Here is a 22,953-nt window from a genome sequence, read left to right as displayed (position 1 = left end):
TAAACTACTGGAAGAACCATCTGTTTTTGCGTAACCCACTGGACGCGCTTTTTTGTTTTGAACCGTTAAAGCAATTCCATCGATAGCGTGGAATAAAATAGAAATGTACGTTAAGTAAGAAAGTAATTTTACTGCCGGATTGGAAGTCATAAATAACGCATACTGATTAAAATTCAAAGCATTGTTTGGAACAAGCAATTGAAGATTTCCTGCTAAGTGACCTGCCAAAAACAAGCATAAAAATAAACCTGTAAGAGCCATCCAATATTTTTTTGCGATAGATGACTTTAAAAGTGCTGATTTTGCCATAATTTTATTTGATTGTAATAGTTTTATAAAAATCAAAACAAAAATACAGCTATTTGAAATTAACTACAACCTTTTAGCTGTAATTTATAATGAATTTAAAATAATTTAACGACTGTTGAATATCAAATAGTTATACGCAATATCACACAATGTGTATATCATTTTAGCGAAATTAAGTATTGAACTCCTTCAAAATTTAGCACAAAATCATCCTAAATCATTGATTTTTTGACAGACAGCAATTTACAATTCCGATGAATTTTTAACCCCTACTTCAAAATTTCAACAGAAGATTTTTTTTACGGTTGTTGAAGTTCAAATTTCTTAAATAAGACAAGAATCCTAATTTTAACAAAAGCTGAATTGAGAACTAATTTTCTATTCAGATTTTTTGTTTTTTGCCGGTTTTATTTCAAAGGTTGCTGAAGCTGAAGCATCTTCAGTGGTAAGTGTCACTTTATATTTCCCTGCTGGCAAATAATAGCAGTTGTTTTCTGCTGCTTTAATCCCTATTTTTTTATCGGATTTATTCCATTTATCCGCAACTTCTTTTGAAATTTCATAGGAATATGGAAATGAATTCAGCCCCTTGGTTAGCGCAATTGTTTTTTGATACACTTCCCGATTTTGATCGTTTGTAATAGTAAGTACAGCAGTACCCTCAATGCTAGTATAAAATACAATTTCTTGAGTTGGAGCATTAGCGGCTTCCCAAGCATAAGCTTTTTTACCCCATCGTTCTGATTTTGTGCGATCGGTTAACTCAAAAAGGTGTACTTTTTTTGCTAATAATGTGCTTGTCAATTCTTGCACTTTTGCAATACCTACTTTGTATATGGCTCTTCCGTGAGTCCCTACAATTAAGTCTTTGGCTCGTGGCTGTATCTTTACATCATGCACAGCAACTTTTGGCATTCCGCATGAAAAATCTTGCCAAGTAGCGCCCTTATCCAAGGAAATGAACAAACCGTTGTCGGTTCCAACGAATAAAATATTTTCGTTTACAACATCTTCAACTAGCACATTTACAGCCTGAGTTAATCCGCTTGAAATAGGAATCCATTGAGCTCCAAAATCTTCCGAGACAAAAACATAACTTTCAAAATCATCATTTCGATAACCATTTAATGTACAGTATACTCGTCCCTTTTGATGCGAAGAAGCAACTACTCTAGATACCCATAAATTTTGAGGTAAATTTGTAGAAATCAATTGCCAAGAAACACCGCCATCTTTGGAAACTTGCAAATTTCCATCATCAGTTCCTACATAAAGCAAACCAAACTGCAGGGGACTCTCTGCAACAGTAGTAATTGTTCCAAAAGCTACATTACCATCAATTGCACCCTTAGTTAAATCGCCTGAAATTTTCTCCCACGATTTGCCTTGATTCATAGATCGGTGCATAAAATTAGATCCCATATATACAATATCAGAATTGTGAGAAGACAATAAAATAGGGGTTTGCCAATTGAAGCGAAGCGGCTTCTCGTCTTTAGCAGGTTTGGGCGAAATAAAATCAAACTGTCCCTCTTTTTGATCAATACGATAATAATTTCCAAATTGAAAACCGGTAAACACCACATTTGGGTTGCGCGGGTCAACTTGAATTTGCATACCATCCCCTCCAATCAATTCTTGATACGGATACTTTCCTTCCTGATGCCAAGCAACATTCTGTTGAAAATCATTTGGACCAAACCAAACACCATTGTCTTGCATGCCTCCATATACATTATATTTTTCTTGATCGTCAACATTTACAGCATACAATTGGCTCACGGCTTCGTTATTGCATTTGATCCAATGGTCACCATTATCATAAGAAATATTGATTCCGCCATCGTTTCCATTAATAATGTGATTTGGATTTTCTGGATTAATCCACGTCACATGATGATCAGCGTGAACGTTTTCTTTGGAAATGGCTTCAAATGTTTTCCCGCCGTCTGCAGAAAACAATAAGGGAACGCCCCCAATATACAATCGATTTGGATTTGTTGCATCTACTGATATATTCGCAAAATAATACCCGTAGGTATAATACATGTCGTCGATGTAATTGCTATTGGCTTTTTTCCAGGTTACCCCTCCATCCTCAGATTTGTATACTTCACATCCTATTACTTCTGTTTCAAAAAGGGCTTTATTTGCATCTAAAAACCCTTTCAAAGCAGGTGATGAACTGTTATTTTCGAGCCAATTTTTGATGTTTTCAGCACGGTATTTTTCGCTAAACCCACTTTCTTTTAATGCTTGATTGATTTCTTTATTTGATGTTCCTGAAACGTCCCCTGGCGATGCCAACATTGTCGTCAATTTGTTTTTGGAAACTGTTTTTGGTCGTTTATTTTGATTATCAACTACGGCGTAAATTACCTTTTCGTTGAACAACGCCAAACCAATTCTTCCCACGCCTTCATCAGCTGGAAAACCACTTGCTTTAGTTGTAATACGCTGCCAAGAATTTCCAGCATCCTCACTCTTGTAAATGCCCGATTTTTCACCATCTCCATCAAAATGCCACGCTTTTCTGTCTTTTTGCCAAGCCGCTGCAAACATTAAATTGGGGTTGCTATTAGATACGGCTAAATCTACAATTCCAGTATCGTCAGCAACATATAACGTTTGTTGCCACGACTTGCCCCCATCGGTTGATTTGTAAATTCCGCGTTCTTTATTGGTAGTATACAAATGCCCCAAAGCCGCCACAACTATTTCATTAACATTACTAGGGTTTACCCAAATCCTACTGATGTGATGCGAATTGGTTAATCCTAGATTCTCCCATGTTTTTCCCTTATCTGAGGATTTCAAAACACCAACACCCGCATAGGAAGATCGAGAAGCATTGATTTCGCCCGTTCCCACCCATATTGTTCCCAAATTCCAATCTACCGTTACAGCGCCACAATTGATCGTGGTTGCATTGTCCATTACTGGAGAAAACGAAGTGCCGTTATTTTGGGTATACCAAAGACCTCCCGAAGCATAAGCCACATAAAATTCAGTAGGATTTTTAGGATTTACAGCAATATCTACCACACGACCACTCATGATTGTGGGACCAATATTTGTAGCTTTCACTTGATTAAACAAAGAAGTCTGGGCGATAACCGCTTGTGTAATAACTAAAAAAAGAAAAATGAGGTGTTTCATCTTGAAAAATTTTGTTGAAAAATAACCAAATCATTGCACTTCTACAAAATTTCTGCTGGAATTAACATCTTTTCATGATTATCTTTTTATTTTTGAGGCATATTTTTACCCATCTAGAAATTTAGATGCCCCATACAATAATTACGAATCACCAATCTTTCAAAGCATGAAATATCATCCAATTGACCGACAGTTATACATTAAAAATAGAGCAAAATTTATTGCTCAAATGCAACCCAATAGTGTGGCAGTTTTTAATTCAAATGACATTTATCCTGTGAGTGCCGATAGCACCTTGCCTTTTGCGCAACACCGAGACATTTTGTATTTATCTGGTGTAGACCAAGAAGAAAGTATTTTGTTGCTTTTCCCTGATGCTCCTTATGAACATTTGAAAGAAATATTGTTTTTAAAAGAAACCAATGAACATATTGCTATTTGGGAAGGTGAAAAACTGACCAAAGAGCGAGCCTTTGAAGTATCGGGAATTCGTTCGGTAATTTGGTTACAAGATTTTCACAAAACACTGAAAGAAATCATGGCGTATGCCAATACAATATACATCAACACTAATGAACATTATCGTGCCGTTATAGAAACCGAAACCCGTGAAGCCCGTTTTGTAAAATGGTGGAAAGAAAACTATCCCGGACATAAAGTGGAAAAATCAAATCCAATTCTTCAACGCCTACGTTCTGTGAAAGAAAGTGAAGAATTAGCATTAATCCAAAAAGCCTGCGATATTACAGAAAAAGGATTCAAACGGGTGTTGCAATTTGTTAAACCTGGCGTAATGGAATATGAAATTGAGGCTGAATTTGCACATGAATTCCTGAGAAATCGCTCGAAAGGTTTTGCCTACACTCCAATTATTGCTTCGGGAAATAATGCCAATGTGTTGCATTATATTGAAAACAACCAACCTTGTAATGCTGGTGATTTGATCTTGTTAGATGTTGGAGCCGAATATGCCAATTATTCAAGTGACATGACAAGAATGGTGCCGGTTTCAGGACGTTTTACAGACCGACAAAAAGCGGTTTACAATGCCGTTTTAAATGTGAAAAACGAAGCTACAAAAATGTTAGTTCCCGGTAACTTGTGGAAACAATATCATGTAGAAGTGGGTAAAATTATGACATCAGAATTGCTGGGATTGGGATTAATTGACAAAGCCGATGTGCAAAATGAAAATCCGGATTGGCCAGCCTATAAGAAATATTTCATGCACGGAACATCGCACCACATGGGATTAGATACGCACGATTATGGCTTATTACACGAGCCTATGCAACCCAATATGGTCTTTACAGTAGAACCCGGAATTTACATCCCCAAAGAAGGTTTTGGTATTCGTTTGGAAGACGATGTAGTGATCCAATCTTCTGGTGCACCATTTAATTTAATGCAAAATATTCCTATTGAAATTGACGAGATTGAATCGATAATGAATATCTAATTTGGATAATCAGATTTTCGGATTATAGCTTTTTAGAAAAAACGGTTTGCGAAAGTGAACCGTTTTTTTATGCATTCACGAAAAAACGTTGCGCTCTTTGCCTATATACGCTACCTTTGCCTTTATGAAAACCACACATTTCAAAAATACAGCCATCAGTTATACCGACCAGGGAAAGGGGACGGCTGTTGTTTTATTGCATGGTTTTTTAGAAAATCAGTCGATGTGGAAAGCTATTTTGCCAGAACTTTTAAAAAAAAACCGCCTCATTACTATCGATTTATTAGGACATGGTGCTACCGAATGTTTGGGCTATGTACACAGTATGGAAGACCAAGCCGATGTGGTGTATCATGTCCTTCACGAATTAAAAATTAGAAAAGCAGTATTGATTGGGCATTCGATGGGTGGTTATGTAGCGCTGGCTTTTGCCGAATTGTATCCCGAAGCCGTAAAAGGTATTGTATTGGTTAATTCGACATCAAGAGCCGACAGCGACGATCGAAAACGCAATAGAGACCGAGCGATTGTAGCGGTAAAACAAAATTATTCGGCGTTTATTCGCATGAGCATCGCTAATTTATTTAGTGAAAACAATCGCGAACGACTTGACGCTCAAATTGAAGCCGTTAAGTTAGAGGCGCTAAAAACCCCTCTTCAAGGAATTGTAGCGGCATTAGAAGGCATGAAAATTAGAAAAGACCGCGAAGTAATGCTGCATTTTGCTCCTTATCCGATCCAATTGATATTAGGCAAAAAAGATGGTGTATTATTGTATGCAGAAAATTGCGACCAAATCAAAGACACACAAGTAGGACTTATTACTTTTGAAGACGGCCATATGAGCCACATTGAAAATCAGATGGAATTAGTGACCGTTTTGGTTGGTTTTTTAAAAAAAATATAACTCTACGGATTGGCACTTTTTATATTACCCTTTTTCTTTAAATGGTAATTCTTGATTGAAAATTTCTAAAATTAGTAGTTTTAAAATAACGCTAAAATCTTCCAACATTTCACTGGTAATTGCTGTATTTACATCTTTTCCACTTCCTATTCCAAAAGGTAAAAACCCACTCTTCATATTTTTAAATGATATAATTCCGGCTGTAATTTCTCGGCCCTGGCGTAAGGGATGCTTTTCAAACATCAAGGCGTAACAAAGTAACTGAATAATTTTTTCATATTCAACGTCTGGTGTTATGGTCAATACATCGCTCAATTTTAGACTGTGTGCATCTACTTTTCCTGTTTTATAGTCGACAATCCGTATAACGCCATTGCGCTCTTCAATTCGGTCTACTTTACCAGCTATTAATATGGGAAAATCGAATGAATCCAAATGAATTTCACAGGATAATGGTTTTTCTAGAAGCAATACTTTAATTGCTGCGTTTTCTTCTAGGATTGCTTTTTTTTCGAGTTGTAAAAAATTGTATACATTTCGTTTGGCGACTTCAAAAGCCAATAAATTTTTCCCCTTGTTAATTTCACCCTCTTTATACTCTTTTTTGAAGAATTTGAGAATTACAGCATCAATTTGAGTTTCCATATACTCAATATGCTGCAACGCTAAATACTGATTCAAATAGGGAGTGTATAACTCTTCTAAAGCACTGTGAATAATTATTCCCAATGTTTTAGCCGCAATGTTTTCTTCCACATCTTCGGCTTCATTAATGCGAAGGATGCGTTGCGTGTAAAATTGAATAGGATTTCGAATGTAACCTGTAAGTGAAGAAGGTGAAAATCCCGGATCAACAGCAATTTTTTCTAAACGCTCAATTACTGCATCTGTTTTGGGAATAACCATTGGATCATAGGCTTTTTCGGGAAGCACTGCATTATAAATTGTACTGTTTGGACTATGGTGTTTTTCGATTTCCAATTGGGTAATGAATCGGCTTTTTTCGCCCGCATCAATACCTTCATGATCTGTATTATAAAGCAACCAAATGTTTTTAGCACGCAACAATAAGTGATAGAAGTGATAACAATAAATGGCGTCTTTTTCTTTGTAGGTAGGTAATCCCAATTCTTTTTTTACATCATAGGGGATGAAAGAATTTTGCGATTTCCCTGCAGGAAATTTTCCTTCGTTAACCGAAGTAATAATAACATTTTCGAAATCCAAAACCCGACTTTCAAGCACGCCCATTATTTGTAATCCCGACAAAGGTTCGCCTTCAAAAGAGACTTCTGCTAAATCAACAATCTGTTTATAAATAGCATGTAATGCAGTTAGACTTTCAATTTGCTGATATTTTTCCTGATAATTGGTTAATTTAATAATGGTGTTATAAATGGAATATAAAAAAGCTTTTGCCATTTTTTCTTCCGTATTGTCATTGCTCAATTGCGATTTAATATGGAGCAATATTTCACGAATGTTTGTTAATATTTTGGGAATTTCATCCCAACGGGCAAACAAAAGCTCGAATAACGGATTGGTTGAATTTGGATATTTTTCAGCATATAAATGGAATAATTTGTCTCTTGAAAAAAATGTGAAATTATTACTATTGATCACATTCACCACTTCTTCCACTTTACAATAAGGCTCTACTAGTGGGTGATTTAAAATGGCTAGTACTTCTTTATAATAGAACGTATAACTTTTATCGTTACGCTGTTTGGCATTATGATGTAACTTGAATAATTTACTGACCAACAATTGGGCGGGATTGTTTTTACTAGGATAACCCATCGTTATGTTCAAGGCATCAACCGAATCGGGCAATCCAAATAATATAGGTAATAATAAATTTTCATCGCCTAAGACTACAGCCGTTTTCTCCAAATCAGGGTTTGTAATTTGAATTTTTTCAATGAGAGTACCTACAATTTTGGCTTGTCCAATACTTTTTGGTGTCCCAATAATTTCGATGTTTTTTTGCTCGCTAAAATGGTTCACTACCCATTCAAAATCCTGATGCACAAAAGATTTCCATTCCTTTTTGTATTTCCGAATAAATAATCCTGCATCATGATGGGGATCGTTTAAAAAAACCGCATCGATATCCCAATACATTTTAGCTCGGTTTTCATTGGCCAAATAGTTGATTATTTTTTCTTCTGCTTGATTGAGGGCATTGAACCCTGCAAAATATATTTTATGGGTTGTAGTTGCTACAAAAGATTCCAATTTTTTTACGGCTTCTCTGTAAATAAGCCCTTGATATCCGATTCCTTTATGTACTAAATGTGTGTAAAACGCTGCATAATATTCGGGGAGTTTTGCCCAAAATTCTAGGTGATTATCAATTAATTTGGTTGTTTTTGAGGCTTCTACTTGCCAACGCTTTAACGCTTCAATTGCTTCTAAATAACTAAATACTTTTTTAGGCTCGAGTAAGTAGCGATCAATTTCATTAAAATCTTGAATTGCGGTTGTAGCCCAAGTGGCAAACTGTTCAAAATTTTGTTGTTGCACTTTTGGAGTCACCGTTTGATAGACCTCATATAATTCAAACAGTAATTCAATGGAATCAACAGTTCTTAGGGAAGCGATGTCTTGAATAAAATTTTCAATACTAATGATGTTTGGTGCAAACGCAGTTCCCGACAATTGATTTTTTAGACTTTCTAATAAGAATACTTTTGCTCTTTTATTCGGCAACACTATCGTAACATTCGAAAGTTCCTTTTCGGAAAGGGTTAATAACGTCGCACAAAGTTTGTCTAAAAAAGTAGTTGATTTCATTTTATAAAAATAAAAAAACGTCCCGAAATATCGGGACGTTTCTTAGTATATTTTAGAAAAAAATTATTTTACTAATTTCACTTCTACTCTTCTGTTGTTTGCTTTTCCTTTAGCTGTTTTGTTTGACTCTACTGGAGCTGATTCACCAAAACCTTTAGAAGTCAATCTTGAAGCGTTAATCCCGTTTTCAACTAAGAAATTTTTAACAGCAGCTGCTCTTTCTTCTGATAATTTTTGGTTTAATACATCAGATCCTGTATTGTCTGTGTGACCTTCTAAAGAGAAATTAGCTGTTGGATACTCTTTTAAGATAGCAGCCATTGCTTGTAAAATTGGGAAAGCTTGTGTTTGGAACGATGCTTTTCCAGAGTTGAATAAAATGGTTTTTCCATATTCATTCAATTTTTTCATAGCCTCAGCCGTAACTTCTGGACAACCGTTATTTGCTACAGTACCAGCAACTGTTGGACATTTATCGTCTTTATCAAGTACGCTATCTCCATCTGTATCTGGCCATGGACAACCTGCATTTTCTTTAGCTCCTTTAACTGCAGGACATTTGTCATCTTTATCAGCTACTCCGTCTCCGTCAGCATCTGGACAACCTTTCATCATTTTAGTACCTTTAACATCAACACAAGCGTCTTCAGCATCAACGATTCCGTCTCCGTCTGTATCAGGACATCCGTTAAATTCAGCTAAACCAGCCACTTCTGGACAAGAATCAGCAGCATCTTGAATGCCGTCACTATCCGTGTCTGGACAACCTTTAAATGCAGCTAAACCAGCTACTTCTGGACAAGAATCCTCATTGTCATAAATTCCATCACCGTCTGTATCTTTACCTCCAAATTTGAAAGTTAAACCTGCTGCATGTTGCATGTATCCTGGAACGTCAACATTAACAGTTCTAGTATCATCATAAGAATGTTTGTATGATGATTGGAAAAATAATCCAACACCTTCTGTAAACCAGAATGTTACTCCTACACCTCCATTAACGGTTCCAGCAGAAGCATCTCCGAAGAAAGTATACCCTCCCCCAATGTGTGCTGATGGCTCTAACCATTTAGATTTGATCATATCTTGAAAACTATATCTGATGATACCATCAACTCCAAAAAAAGTAACATCTCCAGGATTTGAAACCACCATTCCTCTTGGATCAGCATTTGGTGAAGTAGGATCAAAATTAACAACTTTTGAAATTTTGTTAGCAGAACCTGTCACCCCAAAAGAAAAACCATCACCTACATACTTTGTAAGACTAAGGTAAGACACCGAAGGTAAAAAATTCCAATTCTCTTTTGCATCAAAAGTTTGAGAAAAATGTTTATCTAATAAGCTCAATCCACTTCTAGTAGCACTAACTCTAGTGTCTACTGCATTTGTCCCAACAGACAATGCCCATGGGTTGTTACTGTCCTGAGCTTGAGATACTAATCCTACTAACATCAAGGCAGCTGTAAAAAATTTGTTTACTTGTTTCATACGTTATTTTTTAATTACAATCCGTTATAATTAAAACAAAAGTACTATATTTTTTGAACTACAAAAAGTTTTAAAGAAAAAAAACAAATTTCTTGAAGATATTACTAAATAATTTTTAATTCTTGAGCCACTTGAACAAAAGCTTTTATTGCTTTATCGAGATGTTCTTTTGTATGAGCTGCAGATAATTGTACGCGAATACGAGCTTTATCTTTTGGAACAACCGGAAAGAAAAAACCAATGACATATATCCCTTTTGTTAATAACTTTTCTGCCATAACCTGCGCTAATTTAGCATCATACAACATTACGGGTACTATTGCCGAGTCTCCATCAATAAAATCAATACCTGCTTCGCGCAATCCAGTTTTAAAATAATTGGTATTCCATTCCAACTGATCCCTAAGTGTCGTGTCCTTTTCTAATAATTCAAATACTTTCAAAGAAGCACCCACTATTGCAGGCGCTAACGAATTTGAAAACAAATACGGACGCGAGCGTTGGCGCAGTATTTCAATGATTTCTTTCTTAGCTGTGGTATACCCTCCCATGGCACCCCCTAAAGCTTTTCCTAGGGTTCCGGTAATGATGTCCACGCGCCCCATTACTCCTTTAGCTTCCAAAGTACCTTTTCCTGTGCCACCTATAAATCCAGCAGCATGACACTCGTCTACCATTACTAAAGCATCATATTTATCCGCTAAATCACAAATTTTATCCAATGGCGCTACCAACCCATCCATAGAAAATACCCCATCGGTAACAATTAGTTTGAAACGGTGTCCCGTTGCAGTGGCTTTTATCAACTGTTGCTCTAAATCGGCCATATTATTATTATCATAACGATAGCGTGCCGCTTTACACAAACGCACACCATCAATAATGGACGCATGATTTAAACTGTCAGAAATGATACAATCTTCTTCCCCCAACAAGGGTTCAAAAACACCCCCATTCGCATCAAAAGCTGCGGCGTATAATATGGTATCTTCTGTACCATAAAATTGCGCTATTTTTTGTTCTAATTCTTTATGAATATCTTGAGTTCCGCAAATGAATCGTACCGATGACATTCCAAAACCATGTGTATCTAAAGCGTCTTTTGCCGCCTGAACTACTTCTGGGTGAGAGGACAAACCCAAATAATTATTGGCGCAAAAATTTAATACAGTCTCACCTGTCGAAATGGTAATTTCGGCACCTTGTGGTGACGTAATTATGCGTTCTTTTTTAAACAAACCATTCTCCTGAATGGTAGCTATTTCTTGCTGTAAATGTTGTTGTATTTTTCCGTACATAATATGTTAAGTTTTGATGCTATTAAAGATTACAAAGTTACTACTTCTATATTTTCTCCTGTATATACAAGCACTTTTTTTATTACATGGTAGTCCATTTCTTGTAATGCTTTTTCATATCCGTTAATTTGGGCGCGATGCTTCTCGTGCTTCTCACCTGTTTTATAGTCTAACAAATAGGCTTCTTGATCTTTAAGCACAACTCGATCAGGCTTGATGGTTTTTGCGCCGTTTTTAAGAATGGTATGCTCGTTATAAACTTTACCATCTGACTCAAAAAACACTTTCAATTCGGGATGATCTACAATGTTTTGAATGGTTTTTTTAAAGACTTCTAGTTGTGAAAGCAACAATAATCCCGACTCGATGGCTTGCTTTAATGCATTGTCAACGGTTTCTTTAGTTTGTATTAAAGCCATGATTTCGTGTAAAATTGTCCCAAAAGCTATGGCGTCTTGCTGCGCCGAACCCCACATTAAGGCTTCGCGTTGCGCAATTTTGATTTTCGCGGGTTTCATTTTTTCAGAGACAACCCCAATTGATTGAAGGGCTCTATTGTCTTCAATGTGTTTAGATTTTCGTTCGGGTGTGCCAAATTCATAACTAAATTTAGTCGGTTCATACTTTCCAATCGTTCGTAAAAAATCTAAAAAATAATAGGATAAATTTGATGTTACGAATTCTCCTTTGGGCGTTACTATTTTATTTGAAATAACGTACAACTGTTCTTCAGCTCGAGTTAAAGCCACATATAGTAAATTTATGGTGTCTAGTATTTCTTCTTGATTTTTTGTTTGGAAGATGGTTTGTGCTGTGGCACCATAATTTTCGACTTCTTTTCTGTTGTTAATTAAAGCCCTTGGGAGATCAATTTCGGGAGTAGCTAAGGGTATCCATAATTTGTCTTTAATTTTTCTCGAAAAATCTTCTTCTGCAAAAGGAAAAATTACGACTGGAAATTCCAATCCTTTTGATTTATGAATCGTCATGATGCGAACCGCATTAGTACCTTCGGGCGATGGAATGCTTTTCTGAAATCCCATTTTATCCCAATACTCTAAGAAATCTGATATACTCGACTGTGATTTTACATCTTTCTCTAAAACTAAATCTAAGAAATATTGCAAATAAGACGTGTTAACTTTGTCTTTGAGAAATACGGCAACTAATGTTTCAACTGTCTCGTATAGTGATTTTTTCTTACAATCCGTGAACGATATTGAAATACCTATCGTTTGAAAATAGGCTTCTAACTCATGCGTGCTTTTGTTTTTTGTAGCCAAGATAAAATCGTGAATATCCAATGCGGATTGCAAGTACTTTGCACAATAATAGAGCACGTAGATTTTCGCCTCTTCTTCTTTTGGATTTTTCAAAAAACGCAATAAAGCAATGATTAATTTAACTTCCGTAGCATTTTGAATCAATAAGGTTTCAGAAGATAGTATTGGAATTTTATTTTCGGTTAAAAAATTGGCCAATTTAACGCCCGGTGCTTTCGTTCGGGTGAGTAAAACAATATCTTTATAGTCAAATTTTTGGGCCAAACACTGTTTGATGGTTTGTAAGGTTTGACTCAAATATACCTTGTCTTTTACTGTAACCGTAACGTTTTCAGCATCGAAGCCTTCTATTTCGGCATCATCTTCAGGTACTTGAATAAAGCTCAAATTGACATAACCGCCTGTTTTGGAATTACACTTTTGGCTAGATAGGTTTTCGTATAAATTTTTATAATCTTCGTTCTTGAATTGATGCGCCAAATGTTTAAAAAAATCATTGTTAAACTCAATCACTTCGCTGTAACTTCGAAAATTCGTTTTCAACCGTTCGGTTCGTTTGTCTTTATTTGAAAACGGATTGGTCGAATCGATTTCTTTGGCCAAGTCTATAAACTGTTCGGCTTTACCTCCTCGCCAACGATAAATGGCTTGTTTGGGATCGCCCACCAACATCAAGGTGCCTTTGTTTCCATAGGCATCTTCCCCAGCTAAAGCATTGTCAATTAAGGGAATCAAATTTTGCCATTGCATGACAGAGGTATCTTGAAATTCATCAATAAAATAATGGCGGTATTTTTCTCCCAAGCGCTCATAAATAAAAGGCGCAGGTTGATTTTGAATTTCGTTATGAATAATGGTATTGAAATCGGATATCGAAACGATATTTTGTTCTTCTTGAATTTTTTTAAATTCTTGATAAATGGTGTTCAATAAGGAAAGCGGATTGACATTTTGAAGGAACGCTTCATACAATGCAAATTTGCCAGCCAATTCATTGATTTTTTTAACTAAAACTTCTATCTGAGATGCATTTGAATCTATAAAGTCCTTGTCAGATTGGGGTGCCGATTTTGAATAGGGTGGTTTGCTCCCGTCTAAATAATGAAGTACTGTTAGGTTTTGTACCAATTTTTGAGCCGCTACTTTTTCCAAATAATTGGTAACATAGCCCGAATAAAATGACTTTCGCGAAACACCATTTGCATCAATAGTCGCTAATACTTCTTGCGCTATCGATTGGCATTCTGCTAATAATTGGGTATTTGCCGCTTGTAATTTTTTCTTGATGATTCCAAAATCGGCAATGCTTTTTTCAGAAAGCTCTTTGATTTCCTCGGAATTGTTTTCATTGGTAATCAATTGAGCTACCTTTAATAATTCGGAAGAAATATCCCAATTTTTATCTTCGTCTGTACGATCTTTAGAAAATTCAATCAAAAGTTGGGTCAAACTTTGGTCTTCACCCGCTTTGGAAATTACCAAATCAATAGCTTCTTGAAGCAAAACATCGGTATCTAATGACACTTCAAAATTTGGCGGTAAATGCAAGTCTTGTGCAAAAGTACGAATGACTTTATGGGTAAACTTATCGATCGTTGAAATATCGAATGCTGCATAATTATGAATGATGTTTTTGATGATTGCTTTGGCCTTTTCGCGAATCGTTGCTTCACTCAATTTGGTTTCTTTAACGACATCTTTGAGCAATTCCATTGCCTTATCAGAAGTAGTAGGTATAGAAAATTCATACAAACTGGAAACGATTCGGGTTTTCATTTCGTTAACCGCTTTGTTAGTGAACGTAATGGCCAGTATTTTTTTATACGCATCATCGGTATTCGCTAAGAAAAGAATTTTCAGATATTCTTTCGTCAACGTGTAGGTTTTTCCTGATCCTGCAGAAGCATCATAAATCGTAAAAGCTGTTGTTTCCAAATGTTATATTTGTCTTAATTATAGTGCTATAGAAAGGATCTATTTTTGTTTACAAAGTTTAATTTGTAAATTTGGTGAAAATATTATTAATCTAAAAATAAAATATCATGGCTTTTGATTTACCACAATTACCTTATGCATATGATGCATTAGAACCACATATTGATGCTCGAACAATGGAAATTCATCATTCAAAGCACCATAATGCGTACGTTACGAATGTAAACGCAGCTATTGCCGGAACGGATATGGACGGAATGTCTATTGAAGCGTTAATGAAAAATCTTGACATGAACAACATGCCCGTTAGAAACAACGGTGGAGGTCACTACAACCACAGTTTGTTTTGGGAAATTATGTCGCCAAATGGTGGCGGATTACCAACGGGAGAATTAGCCACTGCAATCGATGCTGCTTTTGGTTCGTTTGAGGCTTTCAAAGCTGAATTTGCTAAAGCTGGTGCTACTCGTTTTGGCTCTGGATGGGCTTGGCTGTGTGTAAAAGATGGAAAATTAGAAGTGTGTTCGACGCCAAATCAAGACAATCCATTAATGCCGGGCGTAGCGTGTGGCGGACAACCTATTTTAGGTATGGATGTATGGGAACATGCTTATTATTTGAACTATCAAAACCGTCGTCCCGATTATATTGAAGCATTTTTCAGTGTGATCCATTGGGAAGAGGTATCCAAACGATTTAAAGCGGCTCTTTAATTTTATCCCGAATAACAAAAAAAGCCGAGAAGCATAACAGTTTCTCGGCTTTTTTATATTGTATCCCTTTGAATTTAAAATAAAAAAGGTGAAATTGCTTTCACCCTTTTTGCCCCAAATTTACCATAAAACTTAACCTACTAATTTTTTGGTAAGTCTAAAGTACTACAAGTTATTAGTTCCCCACAAAAAAATTGTTCAATAGCACAAAAACTCGATGAACTGCATTTTTTAGTATGCTCTAGCGTCTTTTCCTTCGTAAAAATTCATAAATGCGCGGTTTACTACTCGGTTTCCACCATCGGTTGGATAATCTCCTGTAAAATACCAATCGCCTAGGTTTTTTGGACAAGCCAAGTGTAAATCTGCTACCGTTTGATAAATAATTTTTACCGCTGCTTTTGTTCCTTCAGGCGTGAGCATTTCTGCAATTTTATCCGATATTTCTTGATCGGTAAATGGCGCATAAATTTCTTTTACATAATTTACAACTTCAGCATCAGTATAATTTTCTTGTGCTTTCGATTTTTGATAGACTTCTTCGACGATATGGTACATATTGCGCTCTTTTAACAAAGCCAAAGCGGCTCTAAATGCTACCAAACCTTCTAATTTCGCCATGTCAATGCCATAGCAATCAGGATACCGAATTTGTGGCGCTGAAGAAACTACCACAATTTTCTTCGGCTGCAAACGATCCATCATTTTAATGATACTTTGTTTCAGGGTAGTCCCTCGCACAATACTATCGTCAATAATTACTAAATTATCGGTGGGTTTTACAACGCCGTAGGTAACATCATACACGTGTGCAACCAAATCATCTCGACTACTGTCTTCGGTAATAAACGTTCTGAGTTTAGCATCTTTAATAGCTATTTTCTCCGTTCTAATTTTTACCGAAAGTAATTCCTGTAGAGAAGCTTCTGTTAAGTTATTTTTTTGTTCAATAATGGCCTGAGCTTTACGTTGATTTAAAAAATCCTGTGCTGCTTCCGACATGCCATAGAAAGACGTTTCTGCAGTGTTAGGTATGTACGAAAAAACCGTGTTATCGGTATCGTTATCAATAGCTTTTAACACGCTTGGGAAAATTAATTTCCCTAAGGCCTTGCGTTCTTTGTAAATTTCCGCATCGCTTCCACGAGAAAAATAAATTCGCTCAAAAGAACAGGCTTTTTTCAGTAATGGTGTTCGCACTTCTTGTACCGAAACTGAGCCGTTTTTCTTGATGATAATAGCACTCCCTGGATCTAATTCTTGTATTTTTTCAAAAGATACGTTAAAAACTGTTTGAATCACAGGACGCTCTGAGGCGACCACTACAATTTCGTCGTCTTCATAAAAATAAGCAGGACGTATTCCTGCAGGATCGCGCAAAACGAAAGAATCGCCGTGTCCTAATAGTCCAGCCATGGCATAACCGCCATCAAAATTTCGAGAAGCGCGCTCTAAAATACGTTGAATGTTTAAACGGTCACCAATAACTGGAGAAGCTTCTTGTTTTGTGTAGCCTTCCAACTTACATTGTTTGTACAATTCGGTCACTTCATCATCTAAAAAGTGTCCTATTTTTTCCATCACAGTCACCGTATCGGCCATTTGTTTTGGATGTTGACCTAAGTCGATTAAATTTTGGAACAACTCTTTAACATTGGTCATGTTAAAGTTGCCCGCCACAATTAAATTACGATGCATCCAATTGTTTTGTCGTAAAAAAGGGTGAACACTTTCGATACTATTTTTACCAAAAGTACCATAACGTACGTGGCCTAAAAACACTTCGCCTAAATACGGAATATTTTGTTTTTGCAAGGCTACATCATTTGCATATTCGGGATGTTCTTCTAATTCACGAGCTATCCTATCGTTGATTTGGGCAAAAATGTCTTTAATGGGCTGTGGGTCGTTTGATCGAATACGACTGATGTAGCGTTCTCCCGGATTGACGTCTAATTTAATGCTGGCTAATCCGGCGCCGTCTTGTCCGCGGTTGTGCTGTTTTTCCATGAGCAAGTACATTTTTTGTACTCCATAGAATGCAGTTCCGTATTTTTCTTTATAAAATTCTAACGGTTTTTTTAATCGTAGCAAGGCAATTCCACATTCGTGTTGTATAGCGTCACTCATAAGTTGTTTTGGTGTTGTTGGTTGTTGTAATTCTATTTATATTCCATAGATTCAATGAAAATTAAACTATGTTCTATTGTTTTTAAATTTATTTTTCAAACAAAAAAAGCCCCGAAATTTCGAGGCAGGTTTTTAATCTTCTAATTCGATTTCAAATTGAGTTAATGCTTTAAATTGTTTTAATCTTGCATTTACTTCTTTTATATCTAGATTCACCATTCGTTCTGTTCCAAATTTCTCCACACAAAATGAGGCTAAATTAGATCCTTGAATGATTGCTGTTTTCATGGTATTGAAAGAAATATCGCCTTGTTGTGCAATAAATCCTGAAAAACCTCCTGCAAACGTATCGCCTGCTCCTGTTGGATCAAAAACATCTGCTAATGGCAATGCTGGGGCAAAGAAAATGTGTTCGTTATGAAAAATTAACGCCCCGTGTTCTCCTTTTTTAATTACGACATATTTTGGCCCCATGGTCTGAATTTTAGCCGCTGCTTTTACAAGAGAATATTCTCCAGATAATTGGCGGGCTTCTTCATCATTAATAGTAATCACATCCACCCGTTTAATGACCTCTAGCAACTCTGGCAAGGCACAATCCATCCAAAAATTCATGGTATCAAGAACCACTAATTTAGGTGTCGTGGACATTTGATTCAAAACACCCGTTTGAACAAGTGGGTGTAAATTTCCGAGCATTACTACTTCGGCATTTTTATAATTTTGTGGGACTACCGGATTAAAATCAGCCAAAACATTTAATTCTGTGACTAGTGTATCTCTTGAGTTCATATCATTGTGGTAGCGACCGCTCCAAAAGAAAGTTTTACCTCCTTTTACCATTTCAATTCCTTCAATATTTACCCCTTTATTTTCTAACAATTCTAAATATTCCTTAGGAAAATCTTCACCAACTACAGAAACAACGGCAGCATCTACATTAAAAAAAGAAGAAGATAACCCAATATAGGTAGCAGCTCCTCCTAAGATTTTATCGGTTTTTCCAAAAGGGGTTTCTATAGCATCAAAAGCAACTGTTCCTACAATTAATAATTTGTTCATTACAATGAATTTGAAATAAGAGGCAAAGATAAAACTTTAGTTTCAAAGTTTAAAAAGTTATTCCGTATAATTCTACCCTAGGAACTATTGCTCTTTTATTCTTGATTATGAGTATCATAAATAATTCTTATAATAGTTATAATTTAATAATTTATTTTTATTGGTAAAGTTAAACTGCTAAATGGTATTTTTGATTTTAATTACTAAACTAAAAAACATGAAAAAAATTAAATTAATGCTCTTTTTTGCGTTATTTACCTTATCCGCTAGCGCACAAGATTATGTTGACATTCTTAAACTCTCTGTAAACAATACCACACTAGGCAACATAGATAACAACTATGAAACCAGTGTAAACAACTTGAACATGGAGGTTTATTATCCAAAAAAATTGTCTGAGAAAGCCGTTTTGTTAACTGGCTTTACTGTTGAAAATACAAGATTAAACTTAAGTCCAAACTCTGATAGAAGCAGTTTAACTATGACGCGCTTCAATTTAGGGATGAAATACCAACATTCTGAGAAATGGTCTGGTACTTATGTGTTTCTTCCAAAAATCGCCTCTGATTTTGAGAACATTGGTTCAAATGATTTTCAATTTGGTGGACTAGCCGTTTTAGATTACCAATACAATGAAACTTCAAAAGTTAAATTTGGAGTATACGCATCATCTGAAAACCATGGCTCAACCATAACGCCATTAATTGGTATTTGGCACCGATCTAAAAACAGTAAATTTTACATCAATGCTACGTTACCCATCCGTATGGACGCAAATTATGCCTTGAGTAAAAAGTTTAGCGTAGGGTCTGATTTGCTAACTTCTATCAAATCCTATAATTTATCTCAACTTAATTCAGACAACTACGTACAAGAAGAGTCGATTCGTTTCGCATTTTATGCGGCCCTTGGCATGATGGATAATTCAATTATTTTAAGAGGAAGAGTAGGATTTGACACTACTGATTATGGTGTGTTTAATAGCAATCAAAAAGTAGGCGCACAAGTTTTAACTTTCCCGCTGAGTACTGATAAAAGAACGCGCTTAAACTCGGAATTTGATTCCTCACTATATGTAGGTTTTGATGCGATCTATCGATTTGATTTGACAAAAGAAACAAAATAATAGAAGGAGCTGAAAGGCTCCTTTTTTTAGCTCTTTATATCAATTTTTCCTCTTCTCTTTCATAAAATTCATCGATTGACAATTGTTCTTGTTGCGAGGCCATAACAGCTAAGTGATCACAACGTTCGTTTTGTGGGTGGTTGTTATGTCCTTTTACCCATTGAAAGTCAACTTGATGTTGGCGGTAAATTTTCAAGAAACGCAGCCATAAATCAGGGTTTTTTTTGGCCTTAAAATTGATTTTTTCCCATTGAAATACCCAACGTTTTTCTACGGCATCTACTACATATTTAGAATCGGAAACTACCAATACTTTGGTTTTTGGGTTTTTGAGCTTTTCTAATCCTACGATTACGGCTAACAATTCCATTCTATTGTTGGTCGACAAACGAAAACCTTCGTAAAATTCTTTTTTATAAGGCGTTCCTACCATTTCCATAACCACGCCATAGCCCGACGGGCCAGGGTTTCCCTTGGCAGCACCGTCTGTGTATATGTGGACTTCGTGAGGCATAGTTACGAGTTAAACATTATGAGTTTTGAGATAATATACCTGAAATTACTTCAGGAAAAAATTGATGCTCCAATTCGTGTATTTTATGCGCAATTTCTTCAGGCGTATTGCATGCTTCGATATTTACTGATTTTTGAAAAATAAATTCCCCTTCATCATAGTGTTCGTTTACATAATGAATCGTAATTCCGGTTTCCTGCTCTTTGTTGTCTAAAACCGCTTGATGTACATGCATGCCATACATCCCTTTTCCGCCATATTTTGGTAGCAAAGCAGGATGAATATTGATTACATTTGGGAACACCTTTAATAGGGAAGGTGGAAACTGCAATAAAAATCCAGCTAAAACTATCAAATCGGGTTGTAAGAGTTCCAATTTTTCAAGAACAAAGCCTTCATTTAATTGGGTTTTAGTAAATACAAAAGACGGAATATTGTGGTTTTTTGCTCGATCCAATACTTTTGCTTCGGGTTTGTTTGAAAAAACAGCAACAACCGTTGCAAGGGATTGATTTTCAAAATAACGGATTATGGCTTCGGCATTAGAGCCATTACCGGAGGCAAAAAGAACTATTTTTTTCATTACTATGGTATTTCCTTCCACAAAAAAAAGAATAAAAATTGGTAAAAAATAAAAAAAAGAGCCCTTTGTGAATTATTTTTTTTAAATTCGTGGTCATATTTAGTAACAAAAAGGTGGTTTTAAAATAAAGTTTTTTATTTTTGCCAACAATTTAAATTAAAAATTAAAAGATTATGTCAGACATTGCATCAAGAGTAAAAGCGATTATCGTAGACAAATTAGGAGTTGACGAAAACGAAGTTGTAACAGAAGCAAGCTTCACTAACGATTTAGGAGCTGATTCATTAGACACTGTTGAGCTTATTATGGAGTTCGAAAAAGAATTTGATATTCAAATTCCAGACGACCAAGCTGAAAACATTGCTACTGTAGGTCAAGCTATCTCTTACATTGAGGAAGCAAAAAAATAATATGTAAGGCATCCATAAGAGAACATTTTATGGGTGCTATTATTTTTTACCTTACGTTTTAAATCTTTTAAAGATTTTGCAAACATTGATTGTATTACAATCATATACCATAAAAAAATATGTAATACCCATTGTTTCTTTTAGTAATTATTAAAAGCACTTTGGGTTTTTTTATATTAACTGAAAATTAAAAACTATGCAATTAAAGCGCGTTGTTGTAACCGGTCTTGGTGCATTAACTCCAATCGGAAATAGTATTCAAGAGTATTGGGAAGGTTTGATTACTGGGAAAAGTGGTGCCGCACCTATTACTTATTACGACACAGAAAAACATAAGACCAAATTTGCATGTGAAATTAAAAACTTCAACATTGAAGATTATATGGATCGTAAAGAAGCGCGTCGATTGGATAAATTTGCACAATATGCAATTGCAGCAAGTGACGAAGCCATTAAAGATGCTGGAATTACGCACGATAACATAAACAAACATCGCGTTGGGGTAATTTGGGGTGCCGGAATTGGAGGTTTAGAAACGTTTCAAGAAGAAGTTTTGTATTATGCAAAATGCGACGGCCAACCAAAATTCAATCCGTTTTTTATCCCTAAAATGATTGCTGATATTGCGCCTGCTCATATTTCCATGCGAAATGGGTATATGGGTCCAAATTATACAACGGTATCGGCTTGTGCCTCTTCGGCTAACGCATTAATTGATGCCTTCAATTACATCCGTTTAGGGATGTGTGATGTTATTATTTCGGGAGGTTCGGAAGCTGCTGTTACCATTGCGGGTATGGGCGGATTTAATTCTATGCACGCGCTTTCAACTCGAAATGAAAGTCCGGAAACCGCTTCAAGACCATTCGATGCTACTCGTGACGGGTTTGTATTAGGTGAAGGTGCTGGTGCTTTAGTATTAGAAGAATATGAACATGCAAAAGCACGTGGTGCTAAAATATATTGTGAAGTTGGCGGTGGCGGAATGTCTTCGGATGCTTACCACTTAACCGCTCCACATCCTGAAGGAATTGGTGTAATTGCCGTAATGGAAAACACCTTGCGCGATGCGGGTATGACCCCCGATATGATTGATCACATCAATACGCATGGTACTTCAACTCCTCTAGGCGATGTTGCCGAATTGAAAGCAATCAGCCATGTCTTTGGTGATCATGCTAAAAACATCAACATCAATTCTACAAAATCGATGACGGGTCACTTATTAGGAGCAGCTGGTGCGATTGAAGCTATTGCATCTATACTTGCGATGCAAAACAGCTTGGTGCCTCCTACCATCAATCATACTACGGTGGATGAAAATATTGATCCTTCATTAAACTTAACGTTGAATAAAGCGCAAAAACGCGAAATCAAAGTAGCCATGAGCAACACCTTTGGTTTTGGAGGTCATAATGCATGCGTGTTATTTAAAAAATTAGAAAACTAATTGCATGCGTCGTCTATTGCATAAAATAACAAAAAACTCCCGTTCTCCAGAAGACGGGATTTTTTTTAAAAAAATCACTACTATTTTAGGTTTTGAACCTAAAGAGCTTAACTATTATCAAAAGGCGTTTACACACCGATCGGTTAATAAGCTAGACGACAAAGGTAATCCCTTTAACTATGAACGACTGGAATTTTTAGGTGACGCCATGCTGGGGAGTGTTATTGCTGCTCATCTCTACAATGAAGTGCCATCTGGTGACGAAGGGTATTTGACAAAAATGCGCTCAAAAATTGTGAGCCGGGAACACTTAAACGAATTGGGACGC

The 22,953-nt window shown here is 36.1% G+C and carries 16 protein-coding genes and 1 pseudogene; 7 read left to right on the top strand and 10 right to left on the bottom strand.

Features of this window, described 5'->3' with window-relative positions; all coding sequences use genetic code 11:
- Positions 1–309, bottom strand: a pseudogene (locus ACIQ6Z_RS04720) (succinate dehydrogenase); the annotation flags it as partial.
- 378 nt (positions 310–687) lie between these two features.
- Positions 688–3,468, bottom strand: coding sequence for a glycosyl hydrolase (locus ACIQ6Z_RS04715; protein WP_396209781.1), 2,781 nt, complete (start codon positions 3,466–3,468; stop codon positions 688–690).
- 166 nt (positions 3,469–3,634) lie between these two features.
- Between ACIQ6Z_RS04715 and ACIQ6Z_RS04710 the strand changes: the two genes are divergently transcribed.
- Both ACIQ6Z_RS04710 and ACIQ6Z_RS04705 read left to right on the top strand, forming a co-directional pair.
- Positions 3,635–4,927, top strand: a complete 1,293-nt coding sequence (locus tag ACIQ6Z_RS04710; protein WP_396209780.1) for an aminopeptidase P family protein — start codon at positions 3,635–3,637, stop codon at positions 4,925–4,927.
- 124 nt (positions 4,928–5,051) lie between these two features.
- Positions 5,052–5,834 carry an alpha/beta fold hydrolase gene (locus tag ACIQ6Z_RS04705; protein WP_396209779.1) on the top strand — a complete coding sequence of 261 codons (783 nt, stop codon included), beginning with the start codon at positions 5,052–5,054 and terminating at the stop codon, positions 5,832–5,834.
- Positions 5,835–5,858: 24 nt separating this feature from the next.
- On the opposite strand, the gene ACIQ6Z_RS04700 is transcribed toward ACIQ6Z_RS04705, so the two are convergent.
- The 4 genes from ACIQ6Z_RS04700 to ACIQ6Z_RS04685 all read right to left on the bottom strand — a co-directional run bounded on the left by ACIQ6Z_RS04700 (position 5,859) and on the right by ACIQ6Z_RS04685 (position 14,637).
- Positions 5,859–8,630: a PD-(D/E)XK nuclease family protein gene (locus tag ACIQ6Z_RS04700; RefSeq protein WP_396209778.1), complete on the bottom strand. Its 2,772-nt coding sequence runs from the start codon at positions 8,628–8,630 to the stop codon at positions 5,859–5,861.
- A gap of 63 nt (positions 8,631–8,693) precedes the next feature.
- The gene (locus ACIQ6Z_RS04695; protein WP_396209777.1) at positions 8,694–10,121 is read right to left on the bottom strand and encodes an OmpA family protein; all 1,428 of its coding nucleotides are present in this window, start codon (positions 10,119–10,121) and stop codon (positions 8,694–8,696) included.
- 104 nt (positions 10,122–10,225) lie between these two features.
- Positions 10,226–11,419: a glycine C-acetyltransferase gene (gene kbl / locus ACIQ6Z_RS04690; protein WP_396209776.1), complete on the bottom strand. Its 1,194-nt coding sequence runs from the start codon at positions 11,417–11,419 to the stop codon at positions 10,226–10,228.
- Between the two features lie 29 nt (positions 11,420–11,448).
- Positions 11,449–14,637 (bottom strand): UvrD-helicase domain-containing protein, encoded by a 3,189-nt coding sequence (locus tag ACIQ6Z_RS04685; RefSeq protein WP_396209775.1) that lies wholly within the window; start codon positions 14,635–14,637, stop codon positions 11,449–11,451.
- Positions 14,638–14,744: 107 nt separating this feature from the next.
- Here ACIQ6Z_RS04685 and ACIQ6Z_RS04680 point away from each other — a divergent pair, with 107 nt between their 5' ends.
- A complete protein-coding gene (locus ACIQ6Z_RS04680; protein WP_396209774.1) occupies positions 14,745–15,350 on the top strand; it encodes a superoxide dismutase in 606 nt (201 codons plus the stop codon).
- A 231-nt stretch (positions 15,351–15,581) separates the two neighbouring features.
- Here ACIQ6Z_RS04680 and ACIQ6Z_RS04675 read toward each other — a convergent pair whose 3' ends face one another.
- Both ACIQ6Z_RS04675 and ACIQ6Z_RS04670 read right to left on the bottom strand, forming a co-directional pair.
- Positions 15,582–17,480, bottom strand: coding sequence for an amidophosphoribosyltransferase (locus ACIQ6Z_RS04675; RefSeq protein WP_396209773.1), 1,899 nt, complete (start codon positions 17,478–17,480; stop codon positions 15,582–15,584).
- 132 nt (positions 17,481–17,612) lie between these two features.
- On the bottom strand, positions 17,613–18,542 hold the full coding sequence (locus ACIQ6Z_RS04670; protein ID WP_396209772.1) for a PfkB family carbohydrate kinase: 930 nt from the start codon (positions 18,540–18,542) through the stop codon (positions 17,613–17,615).
- Between the two features lie 217 nt (positions 18,543–18,759).
- Between ACIQ6Z_RS04670 and ACIQ6Z_RS04665 the strand changes: the two genes are divergently transcribed.
- On the top strand, positions 18,760–19,668 hold the full coding sequence (locus tag ACIQ6Z_RS04665) for a DUF6268 family outer membrane beta-barrel protein (RefSeq protein WP_396209771.1): 909 nt from the start codon (positions 18,760–18,762) through the stop codon (positions 19,666–19,668).
- A gap of 34 nt (positions 19,669–19,702) precedes the next feature.
- On the opposite strand, the gene rnhA is transcribed toward ACIQ6Z_RS04665, so the two are convergent.
- Positions 19,703–20,182, bottom strand: coding sequence for a ribonuclease HI (rnhA, locus tag ACIQ6Z_RS04660; RefSeq protein WP_396209770.1), 480 nt, complete (start codon positions 20,180–20,182; stop codon positions 19,703–19,705).
- Between the two features lie 16 nt (positions 20,183–20,198).
- Complete coding sequence (gene purN, locus ACIQ6Z_RS04655; protein WP_396209769.1) at positions 20,199–20,765, bottom strand: phosphoribosylglycinamide formyltransferase; 567 nt, start codon at positions 20,763–20,765, stop codon at positions 20,199–20,201.
- 173 nt (positions 20,766–20,938) lie between these two features.
- Here purN and ACIQ6Z_RS04650 point away from each other — a divergent pair, with 173 nt between their 5' ends.
- The 3 genes from ACIQ6Z_RS04650 to ACIQ6Z_RS04640 all read left to right on the top strand — a co-directional run.
- A complete protein-coding gene (locus tag ACIQ6Z_RS04650; protein WP_007137004.1) occupies positions 20,939–21,175 on the top strand; it encodes an acyl carrier protein in 237 nt (78 codons plus the stop codon).
- A gap of 196 nt (positions 21,176–21,371) precedes the next feature.
- The gene (fabF, locus tag ACIQ6Z_RS04645; protein WP_396209768.1) at positions 21,372–22,625 is read left to right on the top strand and encodes a beta-ketoacyl-ACP synthase II; all 1,254 of its coding nucleotides are present in this window, start codon (positions 21,372–21,374) and stop codon (positions 22,623–22,625) included.
- A 4-nt stretch (positions 22,626–22,629) separates the two neighbouring features.
- On the top strand, positions 22,630–22,953 hold a 324-nt coding region (locus tag ACIQ6Z_RS04640), incomplete at its 3' end, for a ribonuclease III domain-containing protein (protein ID WP_396209767.1).

It is taken from the genome of Flavobacterium sp. (assembly GCF_044376915.1).
Lineage (GTDB): Bacteria > Bacteroidota > Bacteroidia > Flavobacteriales > Flavobacteriaceae > Flavobacterium.
This window is presented reverse-complemented; position numbering and strand designations above follow the sequence as displayed.

Coding starts and splice junctions, on each gene's coding strand:
- ACIQ6Z_RS04715 (WP_396209781.1), bottom strand. CDS start 3,468: ATGAAACACCTCATTTTTCTTTTTTTAGTTATTACACAAGCGGTTATC.
- ACIQ6Z_RS04710 (WP_396209780.1), top strand. CDS start 3,635: ATGAAATATCATCCAATTGACCGACAGTTATACATTAAAAATAGAGCA.
- ACIQ6Z_RS04705 (WP_396209779.1), top strand. CDS start 5,052: ATGAAAACCACACATTTCAAAAATACAGCCATCAGTTATACCGACCAG.
- ACIQ6Z_RS04700 (WP_396209778.1), bottom strand. CDS start 8,630: ATGAAATCAACTACTTTTTTAGACAAACTTTGTGCGACGTTATTAACC.
- ACIQ6Z_RS04695 (WP_396209777.1), bottom strand. CDS start 10,121: ATGAAACAAGTAAACAAATTTTTTACAGCTGCCTTGATGTTAGTAGGA.
- kbl (WP_396209776.1), bottom strand. CDS start 11,419: ATGTACGGAAAAATACAACAACATTTACAGCAAGAAATAGCTACCATT.
- ACIQ6Z_RS04680 (WP_396209774.1), top strand. CDS start 14,745: ATGGCTTTTGATTTACCACAATTACCTTATGCATATGATGCATTAGAA.
- ACIQ6Z_RS04675 (WP_396209773.1), bottom strand. CDS start 17,480: ATGAGTGACGCTATACAACACGAATGTGGAATTGCCTTGCTACGATTA.
- ACIQ6Z_RS04670 (WP_396209772.1), bottom strand. CDS start 18,542: ATGAACAAATTATTAATTGTAGGAACAGTTGCTTTTGATGCTATAGAA.
- ACIQ6Z_RS04665 (WP_396209771.1), top strand. CDS start 18,760: ATGAAAAAAATTAAATTAATGCTCTTTTTTGCGTTATTTACCTTATCC.
- rnhA (WP_396209770.1), bottom strand. CDS start 20,182: ATGCCTCACGAAGTCCACATATACACAGACGGTGCTGCCAAGGGAAAC.
- purN (WP_396209769.1), bottom strand. CDS start 20,765: ATGAAAAAAATAGTTCTTTTTGCCTCCGGTAATGGCTCTAATGCCGAA.
- ACIQ6Z_RS04650 (WP_007137004.1), top strand. CDS start 20,939: ATGTCAGACATTGCATCAAGAGTAAAAGCGATTATCGTAGACAAATTA.
- fabF (WP_396209768.1), top strand. CDS start 21,372: ATGCAATTAAAGCGCGTTGTTGTAACCGGTCTTGGTGCATTAACTCCA.